Source organism: Bordetella saccharivorans, from assembly GCF_045862855.1.
GTDB lineage: Bacteria > Pseudomonadota > Gammaproteobacteria > Burkholderiales > Burkholderiaceae_B > Bordetella_A > Bordetella_A petrii_F.
Map to the genome: position 1 here is coordinate 4,050,323 of NZ_BAAFZO010000001.1, position 16,361 is coordinate 4,066,683.

Annotated in this window: 18 protein-coding genes; 11 read left to right on the top strand and 7 right to left on the bottom strand. The window is 69.9% G+C overall.

Annotation, left to right across the window (positions count from 1 at the left end):
* Positions 1-32: 32 nt before the first annotated feature.
* Positions 33-431, bottom strand: a complete 399-nt coding sequence (locus ACKTT0_RS19500) for a cupin domain-containing protein (protein WP_407851425.1) — start codon at positions 429-431, stop codon at positions 33-35.
* A 159-nt stretch (positions 432-590) separates the two neighbouring features.
* Between ACKTT0_RS19500 and folC the strand changes: the two genes are divergently transcribed.
* The 5 genes from folC (at position 591) to ACKTT0_RS19525 (ending at position 5,352) form a co-directional block, all read left to right on the top strand.
* On the top strand, positions 591-1,898 hold the full coding sequence (gene folC / locus ACKTT0_RS19505) for a bifunctional tetrahydrofolate synthase/dihydrofolate synthase (protein ID WP_407851426.1): 1,308 nt from the start codon (positions 591-593) through the stop codon (positions 1,896-1,898).
* Positions 1,899-1,952: 54 nt separating this feature from the next.
* Positions 1,953-2,765 carry an SPOR domain-containing protein gene (locus tag ACKTT0_RS19510; RefSeq protein WP_407851427.1) on the top strand — a complete coding sequence of 271 codons (813 nt, stop codon included), beginning with the start codon at positions 1,953-1,955 and terminating at the stop codon, positions 2,763-2,765.
* Positions 2,762-3,250, top strand: coding sequence for a CvpA family protein (locus ACKTT0_RS19515; protein WP_028356282.1), 489 nt, complete (start codon positions 2,762-2,764; stop codon positions 3,248-3,250). The genes ACKTT0_RS19510 and ACKTT0_RS19515 overlap by 4 nt, the downstream gene beginning before the upstream one ends.
* A 44-nt stretch (positions 3,251-3,294) precedes the next feature.
* Positions 3,295-4,812 carry an amidophosphoribosyltransferase gene (gene purF, locus ACKTT0_RS19520; RefSeq protein WP_407851428.1) on the top strand — a complete coding sequence of 506 codons (1,518 nt, stop codon included), beginning with the start codon at positions 3,295-3,297 and terminating at the stop codon, positions 4,810-4,812.
* 69 nt (positions 4,813-4,881) lie between these two features.
* A complete protein-coding gene (locus ACKTT0_RS19525; RefSeq protein WP_407851429.1) occupies positions 4,882-5,352 on the top strand; it encodes a disulfide bond formation protein B in 471 nt (156 codons plus the stop codon).
* A 9-nt stretch (positions 5,353-5,361) separates the two neighbouring features.
* Here ACKTT0_RS19525 and ACKTT0_RS19530 read toward each other — a convergent pair whose 3' ends face one another.
* Positions 5,362-6,219: a 23S rRNA (adenine(2030)-N(6))-methyltransferase RlmJ gene (locus ACKTT0_RS19530; protein ID WP_407851430.1), complete on the bottom strand. Its 858-nt coding sequence runs from the start codon at positions 6,217-6,219 to the stop codon at positions 5,362-5,364.
* Between the two features lie 22 nt (positions 6,220-6,241).
* Positions 6,242-6,988: a glycerophosphodiester phosphodiesterase gene (ugpQ, locus tag ACKTT0_RS19535; RefSeq protein ID WP_407851431.1), complete on the bottom strand. Its 747-nt coding sequence runs from the start codon at positions 6,986-6,988 to the stop codon at positions 6,242-6,244.
* Positions 6,989-7,224: 236 nt separating this feature from the next.
* Between ugpQ and ACKTT0_RS19540 the strand changes: the two genes are divergently transcribed.
* The gene (locus tag ACKTT0_RS19540; RefSeq protein ID WP_407851432.1) at positions 7,225-9,195 is read left to right on the top strand and encodes a SurA N-terminal domain-containing protein; all 1,971 of its coding nucleotides are present in this window, start codon (positions 7,225-7,227) and stop codon (positions 9,193-9,195) included.
* On the opposite strand, the gene ACKTT0_RS19545 is transcribed toward ACKTT0_RS19540, so the two are convergent.
* Positions 9,180-9,848 (bottom strand): arylesterase, encoded by a 669-nt coding sequence (locus tag ACKTT0_RS19545; RefSeq protein WP_407851433.1) that lies wholly within the window; start codon positions 9,846-9,848, stop codon positions 9,180-9,182. The two genes, ACKTT0_RS19540 and ACKTT0_RS19545, sit on opposite strands and share 16 nt — an antisense overlap.
* Here ACKTT0_RS19545 and ACKTT0_RS19550 point away from each other — a divergent pair.
* Positions 9,847-10,518, top strand: a complete 672-nt coding sequence (locus ACKTT0_RS19550; protein ID WP_407851434.1) for an ABC transporter ATP-binding protein — start codon at positions 9,847-9,849, stop codon at positions 10,516-10,518. The two genes, ACKTT0_RS19545 and ACKTT0_RS19550, sit on opposite strands and share 2 nt — an antisense overlap.
* Before the next feature lie 42 nt (positions 10,519-10,560).
* On the opposite strand, the gene ACKTT0_RS19555 is transcribed toward ACKTT0_RS19550, so the two are convergent.
* Positions 10,561-11,202 (bottom strand): cysteine hydrolase family protein, encoded by a 642-nt coding sequence (locus tag ACKTT0_RS19555; protein WP_407851435.1) that lies wholly within the window; start codon positions 11,200-11,202, stop codon positions 10,561-10,563.
* A 115-nt stretch (positions 11,203-11,317) separates the two neighbouring features.
* Here ACKTT0_RS19555 and ACKTT0_RS19560 point away from each other — a divergent pair, with 115 nt between their 5' ends.
* Entirely contained in the window at positions 11,318-12,307 is a 990-nt protein-coding gene (locus ACKTT0_RS19560) for a GlxA family transcriptional regulator (RefSeq protein ID WP_407851436.1), read from the top strand.
* 16 nt (positions 12,308-12,323) lie between these two features.
* Here ACKTT0_RS19560 and ACKTT0_RS19565 read toward each other — a convergent pair whose 3' ends face one another.
* The gene (locus tag ACKTT0_RS19565; RefSeq protein WP_407851437.1) at positions 12,324-13,283 is read right to left on the bottom strand and encodes a DMT family transporter; all 960 of its coding nucleotides are present in this window, start codon (positions 13,281-13,283) and stop codon (positions 12,324-12,326) included.
* A 102-nt stretch (positions 13,284-13,385) separates the two neighbouring features.
* On the opposite strand from ACKTT0_RS19565, the gene ACKTT0_RS19570 reads away from it, so the two are divergent.
* Positions 13,386-14,294, top strand: coding sequence for a LysR family transcriptional regulator (locus ACKTT0_RS19570; RefSeq protein ID WP_407851438.1), 909 nt, complete (start codon positions 13,386-13,388; stop codon positions 14,292-14,294).
* Between the two features lie 18 nt (positions 14,295-14,312).
* Here the strand turns inward: ACKTT0_RS19570 and ACKTT0_RS19575 are convergent, their stop codons facing one another.
* On the bottom strand, positions 14,313-15,110 hold the full coding sequence (locus tag ACKTT0_RS19575; RefSeq protein WP_407851439.1) for an AraC family transcriptional regulator: 798 nt from the start codon (positions 15,108-15,110) through the stop codon (positions 14,313-14,315).
* Between the two features lie 91 nt (positions 15,111-15,201).
* On the opposite strand from ACKTT0_RS19575, the gene ACKTT0_RS19580 reads away from it, so the two are divergent.
* Together ACKTT0_RS19580 and ACKTT0_RS19585 are read left to right on the top strand one after the other, a co-directional pair.
* Positions 15,202-15,642 carry a transcriptional repressor gene (locus ACKTT0_RS19580; protein WP_407851440.1) on the top strand — a complete coding sequence of 147 codons (441 nt, stop codon included), beginning with the start codon at positions 15,202-15,204 and terminating at the stop codon, positions 15,640-15,642.
* On the top strand, positions 15,639-16,049 hold the full coding sequence (locus ACKTT0_RS19585) for a hypothetical protein (protein ID WP_407851441.1): 411 nt from the start codon (positions 15,639-15,641) through the stop codon (positions 16,047-16,049). The genes ACKTT0_RS19580 and ACKTT0_RS19585 overlap by 4 nt, the downstream gene beginning before the upstream one ends.
* Positions 16,050-16,361: the final 312 nt, after the last annotated feature.

Sequence of the window (16,361 nt, forward strand, 5' to 3'; positions counted from 1 at the left end):
CTGGCGGCCGCCTGGTCGGGGAAGGACGCCGCTCAGGGCGCCGCGAAGCCGCGTATCACGCGGTCGGGTGATTCTTCGTAAGGGGGCGAATAGATGACCAGCAGGCGCGCGGGCTCGTCGCTGGTGACGGTGAAGACGTGCGGCACGTCCGGCGGGAAATAACAGCAATCGCCCGCCACCATGTCGGCCGACTCGTCGCCCACCTGGGCGCGCGCCGTGCCGGCCAGCAGGTAGCACACCTGCTCGATGCCGGGGTGGGCATGGGGCAGGGCGCCCTGGCCCTTTTCGATCACGCCCAGCAGCACCTCGACATGGCGGGCGCCGACGGTTTCGGCGCCGATCAGGCGGCGGTTCAGCGTGCCGGTGTGATTGGCGGGGTGGTAGCCGGGGATGTCGGCCTCGCGCACCAGCCAGCGCGGGGATTGGGACATGGGATCTCCTGTATTTCCTGTCTGTGAAATTATTTTCATACATGAGAAAAATATTGGCAAGCCGGGTTTGCGCGCATGGCGCTGTGCCCTACAGGGTTTTCCCGGCCCGCGCCCGGCCCGACTGCTACACTGCCGCCTCTGTCATTTTCGTGTGTTCCCATGACTGCGCCCCGCCTCGACGCCGCCACCCCGTTGCCAGAGTGGCTGCAATACCTCGAGTCCATTCATGGCAAGCCCATCGACCTGGGACTGGACCGCGTGCGGCAGGTGGCCGACCGCCTGGCGCTGCGCCTGGACGCCGTCAAGTTCGTCGTGGGCGGCACCAATGGCAAGGGTTCGACCTGTGCCATGCTGGAAGCCATGCTGCTGGCGGCGGGGTACCGGGTCGGCCTGTACACCTCGCCGCACCTCATCGACTTCAACGAACGGGCGCGCATCAATGGCGAAATCGCCAGCGACGCCGCCCTGGCCGAGCAATTCGCCGCGGTCGAGGCGGCGCGCGGCGACGTCACGTTGACGTATTTCGAGTTCACCACGCTGGCCATCCTGCGGCTGTTCGCGCAGGCGCGGCTCGACGCCGTGGTGCTGGAGGTCGGCCTGGGCGGGCGGCTGGACGCCGTCAATATCGTCGACGCCGACTGCGCCATCGTCACCAGCGTCGACCTGGACCATATTGAATATCTCGGCGACACGCGCGAGAAGATCGGCCTTGAAAAGGCGCACATCTATCGCGGCGGGCGGCCCGCCATCTGCAGCGACCCCATGCCGCCGCAGTCGCTGCTCGATCACGCACGCGCCATCGGCGCCGACCTGTGGCTGTTCGGCCAGGACTTCAATTATTCCGGCGACCGCCAGCAATGGGCCTACGGTGGCCGCGGCCAGCGCCGCAATGCGCTGGCCTACCCGGCGCTGCGCGGCGCCAACCAGCTGCTGAACGCTTCCGCCGCGCTGGCGGCGCTGGAGTCGGTGCGCGACCGCCTGCCGGTGCCGCAGCAGGCGGTGCGCGTGGGCCTGCTGCAGGCCTCGCTGCCGGGCCGCTTCCAGATCCTGCCCGGCCAGCCCGCCGTCATCCTGGACGTGGCGCACAATCCGCACGCGGCCGCGGTGCTGGCCCAGAACCTGGACAACATGGGGTTCCATCCGTATACCCATGCAGTGTTCGGCATGCTGGGCGACAAGGACGTCGATGGCGTCATCGCCAAGCTGGGCAGCCGCATCGACCACTGGCATTGCGCCGGGCTGCCGGGCCCGCGCGGCACCACCGGCCAGGACCTCGCCGCGCACGTGTCGGCAGCCCTGGCGGCGGCCCCGGCCGGCGCCGAGGCGCCTACCGTCCAGGCCCATGACGACCCGGCCGCCGCCTTCGCGGCAGCCCGCGAACGGGCCGGCGAGGGTGATAGAATCGTGGTATTCGGCTCATTTCTGACCGTCGCCTCGGTTTTGCAGTCGCTGGGCCGCAAAGCGTAGGGTCACGGACGCGCGGGGCGCCGGCCCTGCCCAGGTCGCAAGGAATTCCGTTCCATGGGATTGTTCTCTCGCAAAGATTCCGCCTCGCAGGCATCGTCTTCCAGGCCGCGTCCGTCGGTCTCCAGCGAAGCCCAGGCGGCGGAACTCCGTGCGCGCGCACGCCGCCGGCTGGCCGGCGCGGTAGCGCTGGTGCTGGCCGCCATCATCATCCTGCCCATGGTGCTCGATTCCGAGCCCGTGCCGGTGGCCGACGACATCCCCATCCGCATTCCCGATCGCAACACGCCGTACCAGCCGTCCGTGTCCAGCCCCGGGAACGGGGCGGGCGACCCGGCCGCGCAAGGCACGACGCCGGGCCAGGCACCTGCCGCCCAGGCTCAGGCCCCGGCCACGCCGACCCCGCCCGACCCGGGCGCCGTGCCCACCCAGCCGCCCGCCACGGCCCAGGCCACGCCGCCGGCGCAGCCGGCCGAACCGACGCCGACCACTCCGCCGGCCGCCAAGCCGCCCGCGGCGCCGCCCAAGCCGGCCGACACGCCGCGCGACGACGACGGCGCGCGCGCCCTGGCCCTGCTCGAGGGCCGCGCGCCCAGCCAGCCGGCGCCCACGGCCAAGCCGCAGGCCACGGCCAAGGGCAATTTCGTCTTGCAGATCGCGTCATACAGCAGCCAGTCCGATGCCCAGGCGCGCCGTTCCAAGCTGCACCAGGCCGGCATCACCAATGCCTTCGTCGAACAGGCTTCCGTGGGGGGCAAGCAGCAATACCGCCTGCGCGTGGGGCCGTTCCCGTCGCGCGATGCCGCCCAGGCGGCCCAGGCGCGGCTGCGCACGCTGGGCTACGACAACGGTTTCATCGCCAGCCAGTGACCGGCTTCGATTTCGTCGTCATGGCGATCCTGGCGGTGTCGGGCCTGCTGGGCCTGCTGCGCGGCCTGCTGAAGGAAGTGCTGTCCCTGATGGCGTACGTGCTGGCATTCGTTGCCGCGATCTGGTGGGGGCCGACCGTCTATGGCTGGCTGGAAGCCTATATCGATACGGCGATGCTGCGCATGGGCGTGGCCTACGCGGCGGTGTTCCTGGTGGTGCTGCTGGGCGTGGGGCTGGTCAACATGACACTGGCCGCCCTGATCCGCACCACCGGCCTGACGCCGGCCGACCACGGGCTGGGCGCCATTTTCGGCCTGGCGCGCGGGCTGCTCATCGTCCTGGTCCTGGTGGCGCTGGGGGGCTACACGCCGTTGCCGCAAGAGCCCTGGTGGCAGGACGCCATGTTTTCGCATTCGGCCACCGAGGCCGTCAGGCATATCAAGTTGTGGCTGCCGCCGTCGCTGGCGACGTGGCTGCCCTACTAGGGTCCTTCAACGGGCCGCATAGTTTTGTTTAACGGGAAATCACCATGTGTGGAATCGTAGGGGTCATCGGGCGCGGGCCGGTCAACCAGTTGCTCTATGACAGTCTGCTGCTGCTGCAGCATCGCGGCCAGGATGCTGCCGGCATCGCCACGTTCCAGGGCAGCCACTTCAACATGTTCAAGGCCCATGGCCTGGTGCGCGACGTGTTCCGCACCCGCAACATGCGCGCGCTGCCGGGCGCCAGCGGGATCGGCCATGTGCGCTATCCCACCGCCGGCTCCAGCGCCAGCGAGGAAGAAGCCCAGCCGTTCTACGTGAACGCGCCGTTCGGCCTGACCTTCGCGCACAACGGCAACCTGACCAACTGGCGCGAACTGCGCGAGTCGCTCTACCGGGTGGACCGCCGCCACATCAATACGAATTCCGACTCCGAAGTGCTGCTCAATGTGCTGGCGCACGAGCTGCAGTCGGCCGCCAGCGGCGTGTCGCTCGACGAGGACACCATCTTCCGCGCCGTCGCGGCCGTGCACAAACGCGTGCGCGGCGCCTACGCGGTGGTGGCGCAGATCTCCGGCTACGGCCTGCTGGCCTTCCGCGACCCGCATGGCATCCGGCCGCTGTGCATCGGCCGCCAGGAAACCGACGAGGGCGTCGAATGGATGGCCGCCTCGGAATCGGTCGCCCTGGAGGGCAGCGGCTTCGCGTTCGTGCGCGACGTCGAGCCGGGCGAGGCGGTGTTCATCGACCTGGACGGCCGCATGGTCAGCCGCCAGTGCGCCGACGACCCGCAACTGGTGCCGTGCATCTTCGAATACGTGTATTTCGCCCGGCCCGATTCGCTGATCAACGGCGTGTCGGTCTACGACGCGCGCCTGCGCATGGGCGAATACCTGGCCGACAAAGTCGCGCGCAACATGCGCCTGGGCGACATCGACGTGGTCATGCCGATCCCGGATTCCTCGCGCCCGGCCGCCATGCAGCTGGCCGCGCGGCTCAACCTGGACTACCGCGAGGGCCTGATCAAGAACCGCTACGTGGGCCGCACCTTCATCATGCCGGGGCAGGCCGTGCGCCGCAAATCGGTGCGCCAGAAGCTCAACGCCATCGGCATGGAGTTCAAGGGCAAGAACGTGCTGCTGGTCGACGACTCGATCGTGCGCGGCACCACCAGCCGCGAGATCGTCGACATGGCGCGCGCGGCCGGCGCCAATAAGGTGTATTTCGCCTCGGCCGCGCCGCCGGTGCGCTATCCCAATGTGTACGGCATCGACATGCCGACGCAGAGCGAGCTGATCGCCACCGGCCGCTCCGACGAGGAAATCGCCCGCACCATCGGCGCCGACGGCCTGGTCTACCAGGACCTGCAGGATATGCAGCAGGCGGTGCGCGATATCAACCCGGCCTTGACGCGCTTCGAAGCGTCCTGCTTCGATGGCCAGTACATTACGGGCGACATCACCGCCGAATACCTCGAGCGCCTGGGCCAGTCGCGCGGCGGCGGCGATGACGAGACCGCCGGCGGGCTGCAATTCAACATGGGCTACGTATCCAACGATGCCTGAGCGGCCTGCCGCGGCGCGGATGCCGGCCGGCGGGCCGGCGCCGCTTTCCTTCGCCTAACCTTCCATGCCATGAATCCGTCACGCCAGCGCCTGCTTCTCGTCATCGCCGTCCTCTGCTTTGCCGCCGTGGGCGTGGCGCTGGCATCCCAGCACGTCTTCGGCATGCCGCCCTGCGCCTGGTGCGTGCTGCAGCGCCTCATCTACCTGGTCATCGGGGTGGTGGCCCTGGCCGGCGCCTGCGCGGGCGCCATCGCGCGGGTTTGCGCCGCGCTGTGCGCGCTGCTGGGAGCGGGCGGCATCGCCGCCGCCTGGTACCAATACGACGTGGCGGCGCACATGTTCTCGTGCGACATGACTTTCGCCGACCGCTTCATCAGCGGTTCGGGGCTGGATGCCGGCCTGCCGTGGCTGTTCGGCATCTTCGCGACCTGCATGGACGCCAGCGTCGAAGTGCTGGGCGTGGAGTACGCCCTCTGGAGCCTGGCGCTGTTCGCGGTGCTGGTAATCGTGGCGCTGCGCGCGCTGCTGCCGCGCCGCTGACGTCCCGGCTCAGGAGGCCCGCTGCTGCAGCGAGAACGTGGCCCGGTCGTCCTGGGCCAGTTCCCGCGCCAGGAAGGGCAGCGCCTGCTGCAGCGCGGCATGCAGCGTCCAGGGCGGGTTGGCGACGAACATGGCGCTGCCGTGCAGGCCAAAGCCGTCCGCGGCGGGCTTGCGGACCGCCAGCGAGGCATGCACCCAGCTCTTGACCGGCAGGTTCTCCAGGTGGCGCGCCAGTTCGCCCACCTCGCGGCGCTGCACCAGCGGGTACCACACTGCGTAGGTTCCGGTGGCGAACCGCTTCAGGCCTTCTTTCACGGCATTGAGCGCGCGCTTGTAGTCCTGCTTGTCTTCATACGAGGGATCGATCAGCACCAGCCCGCGCCGCGGTGGCGGGGGCAGCAGCGCCTTCATGCCCTCGAAGCCGTCGGTGGCATAAATGGTGGTCTGGCGCAGCGCGGTCTTGCCAAGCCGCTCGAGGTTGGCCACCAGCACGTCCGATTCGGTCGGGTGCATTTCGAACAGGCGCAGGCGGTCGCGCTCGCGCAGTACGTCCAGGGTGAGCCAGGGCGAGCCCGGGTAGTGCCGCAGGCGGCCATCCGGGTTGTACTGCCTGATGCGCGCCACGTAGTCGGCCAGCAGGGGCGGCAGATCGTCGCGCTGCCACAGGCGGCCGATGCCGTCGGCGAACTCGGCGTTCTTCGCCGCCCAGTCGCTGTCCAGCGCGTACAGCCCCGCGCCGGCGTGGGTGTCGACCACCCAGTAGGGCGTGTCCTTGCGGTTGAGATAATCCAGCGTGTGGACCAGCAAGGCGTGCTTGAGGACGTCGGCATGATTGCCGGCATGGAAGGCGTGTCGGTAACTGAACAAGGCGGGTCCTGCGTGAATGATGCTAGGGCGGGCTGATTTCGATCAGCTCGTCCGTGAACAAGGCGTCCAGGCCCCAGGATAGCAGCAGCCGCGCCCGCGCCGGGTCGTTGACGGTCCAGGCGGCGATGCGATAGCCGGCCGCGTGCACCGCTTCGATCAGTTCGCGGCTGGCGTCGCGCTGGTTGATATTGAGCGCCTCGCAGTCGTGGCGCGCCAGGCGCTCGCGCCAGTCGGGCGGCACCTGTTCGACCAGCAGGGCGCGCGGCAGCTCGGGCGCGGCCGCCTGGGCGGCCGCCAGGGCGGTCTCGGAAAACGACGATAGCAGCGGCGCGGGCAGGGCGTCCCGCCACAGTCGGCGCGCGGCCAGGGCCACGGCGGCGCCGGTGGCGGACTCCTGGCCGGGGCTGGGCTTGATCTCGATATTGCAGGCGATGCCATTGGCCAGGGCATAGCGCGCCACCGCCTCGAAGGCCGGCACCGGCTCGCCCACGTAGGCGGGCGAATGCCAGCCGCCGGCATCCAGGCGGGCCAGTTCGGCGAACGATTGCGCGGCGGCCGGGCCGCGGCCGTCGGTAGTGCGGTCCAGGGTGTCGTCGTGCAGCAGGACGAGCACGTCGTCGCGGCTGAGTTTCACGTCGAACTCGAACATGCGGAAGCGGTGCTGGGCGCCCACGCGCATGGCCGCCAGGGTGTTCTCGGGCGCCAGGCGGCCACCGCCGCGATGCGCGATGTGGGCCGGGTAGGGCCAGGGGGGCAAGGGGGCGTTCATGCAGGCCTCGGCAAGCGATGCGGCTGGGGGAAGTTTGCAAGAATACTCCTTCGGCGGCGCGGGCCGGCCCGCGCGGAACTCCCCTGCGGCGTCCGGGTCGGAAATGGTAAACTCCGCCGGCTGACCGGGTTGGATTCCGGCACCTGGCAAGGGCGAACCGGTTCGCCCTTTTTTATGCGTTTTCTTGCGGCGTGGTGCGCGCTTTCCCCGCGCCGCGCAGGGCAAACAGGGATTCCATGTTCGATCTATTTCGCAATCACCGCCGCTGGATGCAGTTCATTCTGCTGATCCTGATCGTGCCGTCGTTCTTCCTGGTCGGTATCCAGGGCTACGAAAGCTTCATCAGCCGCGAACCCGAATTGGCCACGGTGGCCGGCCAGCCCATCACCCGCGGCGAGTTCGACATGGCGCATCGCAACCAGCTCGAACAGTTCCGCCAACGCCTGGGCAGCCAGTTCGACCCGGCCCTGGTCGACACCCCGGCGATGCGCGAACAACTGCTGAACCAGCTGATCGACCAGCGCCTGCTGGCCCAGGTGGCGGCCGATAACCGCTTCTCGGTGTCGGATGGCACGCTGCGCAACACCATCGCCGCCATTCCCCAGGTGCAGGACAACGGCCGCTTTTCGCCCGAGCGCTACCGCCAGGTGCTGGCGGCCCAGGGCATGACGCCGACCTCGTTCGAGGCCGGCCTGCGGCGCGACCTGGCGGTGGCGCGCGTGCTTGAGCCGGTCACCCAGTCGGCCAGCGCGCCGGCCACGGTCACGGCCGCGCTCGAGTCCGCGCTGACGCAGCAGCGCACGGTGCAGGTGCGCCGCTTCGACGCCGCGGCCTACCGCGCCGGCGTGGCCGTCTCCGACCAGGACATCAAGACCTGGTACGACGCCAACAAGCAGCAACTCACGGTGCCGCAGAATGTCACGGCGGAATACCTGGTGCTGGACGAGGCCGCCGCGACAGAGGGCGTGCAGGTCAAGGACGAAGACATCACCAGCTTCTACGAGCAGAACAAGAACAACTACGGCCAGCCCGAACGCCGCCGGGCCAGCCACATCATGATCGAACTGCCGGCCGGCGCTTCCGAAGAAGCGCGCAAGGCGGCCCGCGCCAAGGCGGAATCGCTGGCCAAGCAGGCCGCCGCCGAACCCGACAAGTTCGCCGACCTGGCCCGCGCCGAATCGCAGGACGCCGGCTCAGCCGGCAATGGCGGCGACCTGGGCTGGATGGGCGCCACCACGCTGGGCGGCCCGCTGGCGCCGTTGTCCAAGGCCATTTTCGGCCTGTCCAAGGGCCAGGTCTCGGGCGTGGTGGAAAGCCCGGCCGGCCTGCACATCATCAAGCTTACCGACCTGCAGCCGGCCGCCATCAAGCCGCTGGCCGAAGTGCGCGACGAAATCGCCGCCGAGATCCGCAAGCAGATCGCCGCCACGCGTTTCTCCGACATGGCGTCGGAGCTCACCAAGTCGGTGTACGACCAGCGCGACAGCCTGCAGCCGGTGGCCGACCAGCTCGGCCTGAAGGTGCGGACCGCCGCGGGCATCACCCGCGAAGGCCTGCTGCCGGCCGACGAGGCCGGCGCCAACGCCGCCGCGGGCGGCCCCGATGCCGCGCTGCTCGACAATCCGCGCGTGCGCCAGGCCCTGTTCGCGCCCGAGTCGCTGCGCGACAAGCAGAATTCCGGCGTCATCGAGATCTCGCCCGACACCATGGTGGCGGTGCGGGTGGCGCAAGTGCAGCCCGAGCAGGTGCCGCCCCTGGAGAAGGTCAGCGATTCGATCCGCGAGCGTCTGGTCGCCGAACGCGCGGCCGAGGCGGCCCGCAAGGCGGCGACCGCGGCCCTGGACGGCTGGAAGGCAGATGCGGCGGCGCAGCCCGAGGGCTTCGAGCCCGCCATCGTGGTGTCGCGCCAGCAGGCCCAGCAACTGCCGCAACCCGTCCTGGAGGCCGCCATGCGCCTGCCGTCCCAGCCGCTGCCGGCATATGCAGGCGTGGCCGATGGCGACGACTACGTAGTGGTGCGCCTGGAAAAAGTCGAGCCCGGCACGGCCGATGCCTCGGCCCGCGACCTGCTGGCCCGCCAGCTTGGCGCCGCCTGGGGCCAGGCGGAAGACGCCGCCGTGCTGGACATGCTGCGGCAACAATACCAGGTCAAGATCCTCCCCGAGGCCGAGGCGGTCCTGAAGAGCCCGGATCAGTCGGCCGGCTGATCCGCTTCCAGCATGGGCCGCAGGCCGGCCCAGACGTTTTCCAGCAGTTTGGGCTGGGCCTGCTCGTTGGGGTGGATGCCATCGGCCTGGAACATGGCGCGGTCGGTGGCCATGCCGTCCATCAGGAACGGCACCAGGCGGGCCTGCTCGGCCTGGGCCACCGCCGGGAACAGCCCGGCGAAGCGCTGCGCGTAATCGCGCCCATAGTTGGGCGGAATTTGCATTCCCACAATCAGCACCTTGGCGCCGGCCTGGCGCGCGCGCTGCGCCATGCTGCGCAGGTTCTGTTCCGTCATCTGCAGCGACAGCCCGCGCAGGGCATCGTTCGAGCCGAGTTCCAGCACCACGATGGCGGGTTGGTGGCGTTCCAGCAGGGCGGGCAGGCGGGCCATGCCGCCGCTGGTGGTGTCGCCGCTGATGCTGGCATTGACGACCCGATAGTTGGGGTATTGTTCAGACAGCCGGCGCTCGAGCAGCGGCACCCAGCCGCTGCCGCGCGCCAGGCCATATTCGGCCGACAGGCTGTCGCCGACCACCAGCAGCGTGCGCGCCGCGGAACCTGGCGCCGCGCCGGCGGTCTGAGCGTGGGCGGGAAACACGGCGGTGGCGCAGGCCATCGCGGCGGCAACAAACAAACGGAAAAATACGCGCATGGATAGCAAGGTCTCGATCGAAGTCTCTGGGCTGGGCAAGCAGGTATCCGACGCCGGGGGCACGCTGTCGATCCTGGATGGAATCGATTTTAAGGTGGCCGCCGGCAGCGCCGTGGCCATCACCGGCAGTTCCGGTTCCGGCAAGTCTACGCTGCTGGGACTCATGGCCGGCCTGGATGTTCCCTCCTCGGGCACGGTGCGGCTGGCCGGGCAGGACTTATTCTCGCTCGACGAGGACGGCCGGGCGCGGCTGCGCGCCCGCCACGTGGGCTTCGTGTTCCAGTCGTTCCAATTGCTGCCCAACCTGACCGCCCTGGAAAACGTCATGCTGCCGCTCGAACTGGCCGGGCAGCCGGCCCGCGACGCCGCGCAGGCCATGCTGCAGCGGGTCGGACTGGGCGAGCGCCTGCATCACTATCCGCGCACGCTGTCCGGGGGCGAGCAGCAGCGCGTGTCGCTGGCGCGCGCCTTCGTGGTCCAGCCCGACCTGCTGTTTGCCGACGAGCCCACCGGCAGCCTCGACGCCGCCACGGGGGCGACGGTCATCGACCTGATGTTCGACCTGCATCGCGAGCATGGCACCACGCTGGTGCTGGTCACGCACGACCCGCAGCTGGCGGCGCGTTGCGGCAGCCAGCTGGTGTTGGCGGCCGGCCGGATGGCGGCCTGACGCCGCCGCGCGGGCGCCCCGCAGAGGCGGAGCGCCCGCGCGTCAGGCGGCCTGTGCCGCCAGCCCGCGGGCCCGTTGGTTCGATGCGTAGATGTTGTCGCGCGCGGGCATGGGCGCGCCATTCAGGCCCGCGATCCATTCCTGCGTCTGCATCACGGCCGCGAAGCGGCTCTGCATCACCACCGTCAGCACGCGGTGGATCTCTTCCGCCGTGGCCTGGCCGGCGCGGTTGGCGTACGGCACCGAGCCGGTTGCATCGGACAGCAGCTCCACCTGCAGCCCGGCGTGCACGGCATGCTTGACCGTGGAGTCGTCGCAATTGTGGGTCATGTAGCCCACCACCGTGATGGTGTCGATGCCGCGCTCGGCCAGCCAGGCCTCCAGGCCCGTGCCGGCGAACGCACTGGGCATGCACTTGACGGCCAGGTGGTCGTACGGGCGGGCGGCCACGCTGGGGTGCAGTTCGGCGCCGTGCGAGCCCTGGGCGAACAGCGGGGCCTGGGCGGGCTCGATGTCCTGCACCACCACGATCGGCACGCCCGCCGCGAGCGCGGCGTCCATGGCGCGCCCGATATTGGCCAGCGATTGTTGTGGATCGGGGTACTCGATCGGCAGGTCGCCGGTGAAGTATTCATTCTGCACGTCGACCACGATCAGGGCGCGGCGGGGAGCGGTTGAGGCCATTCTGGTTCTCCTGTTGGGCTGGATGACCGCATTATTCCCGCCGGCGGACGCGGTTGATAGTGGCCTGAATGACAATGTTAGATAAAATCGGGCCATTGCCTTTCCGGACCACGCCATGCCCAGTTCCCGGGATGCCGCCCGCCATGCTCCGCGCGCCACCGTGGTGGCGGTGGCGGCCTTCGACCAGATCAGCGCCTTTCACCTGACGGTGCCCTGCGCCGTGTTCGAGACGCGCGACTCGCCCGGCCTGCCGCTGTTCGACCTGCGTGTATGCGCGGTCGAGCCCGGCCCGCTGCACACCAGCGCCGGCTTCACGGTGCAGGCCAGCCACGGCCTGCGCGACCTGGCGCGGGCCGATATCGTCATCGTGCCGAGCTGGCGCGACACCGCCGAACCGGCGCCGCCCGCCTTGCTGCGGGCACTGCAGCGCGCCCATGCGCGCGGCGCGCTGGTGGTGGGGCTGTGCCTGGGAGCTTTCGTGGTGGCCGAGGCCGGCTTGCTGGACGGCCGCAGCGCCAGCACGCACTGGATGTGGGCCGAGGACTTCGCGGCTCGCTATCCGCGGGTGCGGCTCGATCGCGACGTGCTGTACGTCGACGAAGATGACGTGGTGACATCGGCGGGCACGGCGGCCGGCATTGATTGCTGCCTGCATGTGCTGCGGCGGCGCTGGGGCGCGGAGGCGGCCAATGGCGTGGCGCGCCGGCTGGTGGTCCCGCCGCACCGGCAGGGCGGCCAGGCCCAGTACGTCGAGCAGCCGGTGCCGGCGTCGGTCGGCGCCGATCGCCTGGCCGGCGTGCTGGCATGGCTGGCCGCCAACCTGGACCGCGCGCATGACCTCGACGCGCTGGCCGCCCGCGCCGCCATGAGCCGGCGCACGTTCACGCGCCATTTCCGCCAGGCCACCGGCGGCACGGTCGGGCAGTGGCTGCTGGCGCAGCGGCTGGCCCTGGCGCAGCGTCTGCTGGAAACCAGCGATGCGCCCATCGAAGTCATCGCCGGCCAGGCGGGATTCGGCACGCCGCTGTCGCTGCGGCAGCATTTCCGCCGCGTGCTGAGGGTCTCGCCCTCGGCCTACCGGCGTGAATTCCGGCGCGCGGCCTGAGCCGGCGCCCGGGGCGCTAGGGCGCCGGCTCGAAGGCGCGGCTGCGGCGCCATTCGATCAGGCCGATGACGATGCCGCTGCCGCAAATGATGGCGATGCCCAGCCAGGTCAGGGCATCGGGGAAATGTCCCCACGCCAGCCAGCCGATGGCGGTGGCGCTGACGATCTGCAGGTACACGAATGGCGCCAGCGTGGACGCCGCGGCGTTGCGGTAGGCGCCGATCTGCATCAGGTGGCCGAGCGCGCCGGACACGCCGGTCGACAGCAGCAGCAGCCAGTTGCCGGGGTCGAGCTCGCGCAGCGCCGGCAGGGCGGGCGGCAGCGTGAACGGCAGGGCCAGCGTCAGGCAGACTGCGCCGACCGCGCCGCTCCAGATCAGCGAGGTGTAGGGATCGTCGCCGGCCACGCGGCGGGTGGCGATGAACTGCGCGGCGAAACAGCAGGCCGTCAGCAGGCCGAACAGCACGCCCAGCGGATGCAGGCCGCCACCGGGGCGGATGATGATGAGCACGCCGATGAACGCCACCGCCGCCGCCACCCAGCGCGACGCGCGCGGCGGTTCTTTCAGGACCCAGGGAGCCAGCGCCAGCACGATCAGCGGGGCCAGGAAGTTGATGGCGGTGGCCTCGGCCTGCGGCATGTAGCTCAGGGTGGTGAAGAAGGCCAGGGTGGCCACCAGCATCGAGCCGCCGCGCAACAACTGCTCGCGCGGGTGGCGGCTGCGCAGGACGGCCATGCCACGGCCCGGCAGCACCAGCGCCAGCACCAGCAGCAGGTGCACCAGGTAGCGCACCCAGCACAGGATCAGCAGCGGCACGCCGGCGGCCATGACCCATTTGCCGCTGGCGTCCAGGCACGACAGCGTCCAGGCCGACAGGATCAACAGTACGATGCCCACCAGCGGCCGCGTCGCGGGCGGGCGCGCGGGGTGGGGCGGCATGGCTGCCGGCGCGGCGCCGGCGGCGGCCCGGTGCATGGGGATCTCCTTCAGGCAGACGGTCGAACGCCAGGCGGGCGGGGGCCTCGGCCTGGCGAAACGGCACATGATACGCTCATCCCCGCCATACGGACGCGGGCCATGATCGATCTACGAAATATTGAAACCTTCTTCTGGGTGTCGACGCTGGGCAGTTTCCGCGCCGCCTCCGAGAAGCTCAACACCACGCAGCCGGCCGTCTCGCAGCGCATCGCCTCGCTCGAGCGCGACCTGGGCGTGCGCCTGTTCGAGCGCGATGCGCGCGGCGTCACCCTGACCGCCAAGGGCCAGGAACTGCTGTCGCACGCCGAACGCATGCTGCAATTGCGGCGCGACATGCTGCAGGCCGCGCGCGAGCAGAACGTGATGCGCGGCCCCCTGCGCCTGGGCGTGGCCGAGACCATCGTGCAGACCTGGCTGCCGGCGCTGATCGAACACATGCACGCAGCCTATCCGGCGCTGGTGCTGCAGATCGAAGTGGACACCACGCCGGTGCTGCGCAGCCACCTGCTGTCGCGGCAGATCGACCTGGCGTTCCTGATGGGCCCGGTGCTCGAGGCCCGCGTCGAGAACCTGCCGCTGTGCGCCTATCCGCTGGCCTGGGTCGCCAGCCCGCGGCTGGCGCTCGGCCCCGAGCCGGTGACGCTCGAACGCATCGGCACCTTGCCGGTGATCACCTATCCGTCCAGCAGCAGCCCCTACCAGCTTGTGCGCGACATGCTGACGCGCGCCGGCGTGCGGGCGCCGCGCATGTATGGCAGCGCCTCTTTGTCGATGGTGGTGCGCATGACGCTGGACTGCATCGGCACCAGCGTCATCGCGCCGGTATTCCTCGACAAGGAACTGACCAGCGGCGAACTGCGCCTGCTGGACGTGCAGGCCGACCCGCTGCCCGACCTGGCGTTCACGGCGACCTGGGTGCAGGGGCCGGACAGCCATGCGCCGCGCACCATCGCCCTGTTGGCGCAGCAGGCGGCGGCGGGCAGGCTGGGCCCGCTGCCCACGGTATAGGCTCGCGGCAGGGCGTCCTCAGTGACGCCCGAAATACTGGCTGGGCGTCACGCCGAAAGCGGCACGGAAGCTGCCGATGAAGGCGCTGGTGCTTTCGTATCCCACCGCCAGCGCGACTTCGGTGACCGGCTTGCCCATGGCCAGCATTTCCTGCGCGCGCAGCAGGCGGGCCTGCTGCCGCCATTGCCCGAGCGTGACGCCGGTCTCGCCGCGAAAGCGCCGCATCAGCGTGCGCGACGACATATTCAGCCGCCGCGCCCAGGCCTCGATGCCGCGGCCGTCCTCGGGCTGGTCCAGCAGCGACGCGGCCAGCTCGCGCAGCCGGCGGTCGCGCGGCATGGGCAGCGACAACCGCACTTCGTCGCACAGCTGTAATTCGGTGATCAGCAGGTCGAACAGGCGCAGGGTATGGCGGCGTTGCAGCCCGTCCGCCGGCGCGCCGGCCAGCCGGTGCAGCAGCGCCTCGATCAGCGGGCTGGAGGGCCAGACGCGCGACTGGGCAGGCAGGCGGTCGCAGCCGTCCGCCCGCACGTAGACGAACAGGCCGCGCGCGTGGCCGTACCAGCTGGCCTCGTGCAGTACGCCGGGCGGAATCCAGCCGACGCGTCCGGGCGTCATGGTCAGGCCGACCCCGTCGCTCTGCACCATGCTCAGGCCTTCCTGCACCATCAGCAGCATGCCCTGGGCATGGCGGTGCGGCGGCACGCTGATGCCGCGATTCTGGCGCGGCCCCTCGACATGGAACGGCGTGAGCAGGTGGGCCGGGTCGACGGCCGGCGGGCCCTGTGTCAGCAGAGGTTGGCGGATTTGAGGCATAGGTTGACGGGATTCCGTTAGTCGCTCTCAATGCAAATGTACATCATTCTCATCATTGAGTTCCGGCAATAGCCGTGATGGGAGCAGGGCGATGACCGACAGGAATCTGCGCCAGGCCGGCATGAAAACTACCTTGCCGCGCCTGAAAGTGCTCGAGGTGTTCGACAACCATCCCGACCGCCACCTGAGCGCCACCGACGTCTACCGGCTGCTGATGGAGCAGCGCGTCGAGATCGGGCTGGCCACCGTGTACCGGGTGCTCGGCCAGTTGACCGGGGCCGGCGTGCTCAGCCGCATCCAGGTCGAGCCGCATGGCGGCCTGTTCGAGCTGGGCAGCAAGGCGCGCCATGACCACCTGGTCTGCACGCGGTGCGGCCAGGTGGTCGAATTGTGCGATCCCGCCATTGCCCAGCAGGCCGAGCGGGTGGCGCGGCGCCACGGGTTCGCGCTGGAAAGCTACAACCTGGGCCTGTATGGCTGCTGCGCGGCGTGCAGTGGCCGGCCCGCCCCCGCCAAAGGAGTGTTCGAATGAATCCCGACGCGTTCGCGCTGCACGACCTGACGCATTTCCCGGTAGTGTTGACGCGCCGTCCGCGCGCATCTTCGGGGACCGCCCATATCTGGACGCGCGAGATGGACATGCTGGCGGCCAGTGCCGAGCCGTTCGTGTTGATCGGCACCGACTTGAATGTCGACATGGCGCCCCTGGAGCGGCGCGACATGGCGGCCTGGCAGGGCTTGAACCTGGCGCGATTGCGGCAGCGCTGCGCCGGCTTCGTCTCTATCGTGCCCGATCCGCGCGCCCTTGGCCTGCCTTTCGTGGCCGTGGCCACGCTGGCGCAGGCCCGCGACAAGGCGCGCGAACTGCTGGCGGCATTCGGAAGCCCCGGGCCGGGTCCGATGCGGGCGGCGGACACGCGCCAGGTGCTGTTGGCGTGAGCCGGCGGCGAGCCGGCAGGCCCTAGGATTTTCCCTGATACATCGTCCGCCGGCGTATGCGCGGGCCCGCCCGCCGCGGCCGCGCCGCGGCCCCGCGGATCGCCCGCAAACCCGCGTCATTGCTGGCTCGCAGCCCTCGGCGAGGCGGCAGCGGAGCAAGACCTAAAAAATATTTATACCTCGGCATCCACACTTACGATTGGACAGGAACCGACCCGCCCGGTGGAATGCGCGGCAGGAGGTCGGGCCGCACCGCGGCCGGCCACCCCATCGCAGCGCGCCACCGGGCAACGGGGCCCGGCGCGCGGTCGA

Excerpts from the sequence above, each read along its gene's own strand:
- ACKTT0_RS19510 (WP_407851427.1), top strand. The coding sequence starts at position 1,953 with ATGGGATTGTTCTCTCGCAAAGATTCCGCCTCGCAGGCATCGTCTTCC.
- ACKTT0_RS19540 (WP_407851432.1), top strand. The coding sequence starts at position 7,225 with ATGTTCGATCTATTTCGCAATCACCGCCGCTGGATGCAGTTCATTCTG.
- ACKTT0_RS19545 (WP_407851433.1), bottom strand. The coding sequence starts at position 9,848 with ATGCGCGTATTTTTCCGTTTGTTTGTTGCCGCCGCGATGGCCTGCGCC.
- ACKTT0_RS19570 (WP_407851438.1), top strand. The coding sequence starts at position 13,386 with ATGATCGATCTACGAAATATTGAAACCTTCTTCTGGGTGTCGACGCTG.
- ACKTT0_RS19560 (WP_407851436.1), top strand. The coding sequence starts at position 11,318 with ATGCCCAGTTCCCGGGATGCCGCCCGCCATGCTCCGCGCGCCACCGTG.
- purF (WP_407851428.1), top strand. The coding sequence starts at position 3,295 with ATGTGTGGAATCGTAGGGGTCATCGGGCGCGGGCCGGTCAACCAGTTG.
- ACKTT0_RS19525 (WP_407851429.1), top strand. The coding sequence starts at position 4,882 with ATGAATCCGTCACGCCAGCGCCTGCTTCTCGTCATCGCCGTCCTCTGC.
- ACKTT0_RS19550 (WP_407851434.1), top strand. The coding sequence starts at position 9,847 with ATGGATAGCAAGGTCTCGATCGAAGTCTCTGGGCTGGGCAAGCAGGTA.
- ACKTT0_RS19575 (WP_407851439.1), bottom strand. The coding sequence starts at position 15,110 with ATGCCTCAAATCCGCCAACCTCTGCTGACACAGGGCCCGCCGGCCGTC.
- ACKTT0_RS19500 (WP_407851425.1), bottom strand. The coding sequence starts at position 431 with ATGTCCCAATCCCCGCGCTGGCTGGTGCGCGAGGCCGACATCCCCGGC.
- folC (WP_407851426.1), top strand. The coding sequence starts at position 591 with ATGACTGCGCCCCGCCTCGACGCCGCCACCCCGTTGCCAGAGTGGCTG.
- ACKTT0_RS19585 (WP_407851441.1), top strand. The coding sequence starts at position 15,639 with ATGAATCCCGACGCGTTCGCGCTGCACGACCTGACGCATTTCCCGGTA.
- ugpQ (WP_407851431.1), bottom strand. The coding sequence starts at position 6,988 with ATGAACGCCCCCTTGCCCCCCTGGCCCTACCCGGCCCACATCGCGCAT.
- ACKTT0_RS19580 (WP_407851440.1), top strand. The coding sequence starts at position 15,202 with ATGACCGACAGGAATCTGCGCCAGGCCGGCATGAAAACTACCTTGCCG.
- ACKTT0_RS19565 (WP_407851437.1), bottom strand. The coding sequence starts at position 13,283 with ATGCACCGGGCCGCCGCCGGCGCCGCGCCGGCAGCCATGCCGCCCCAC.
- ACKTT0_RS19555 (WP_407851435.1), bottom strand. The coding sequence starts at position 11,202 with ATGGCCTCAACCGCTCCCCGCCGCGCCCTGATCGTGGTCGACGTGCAG.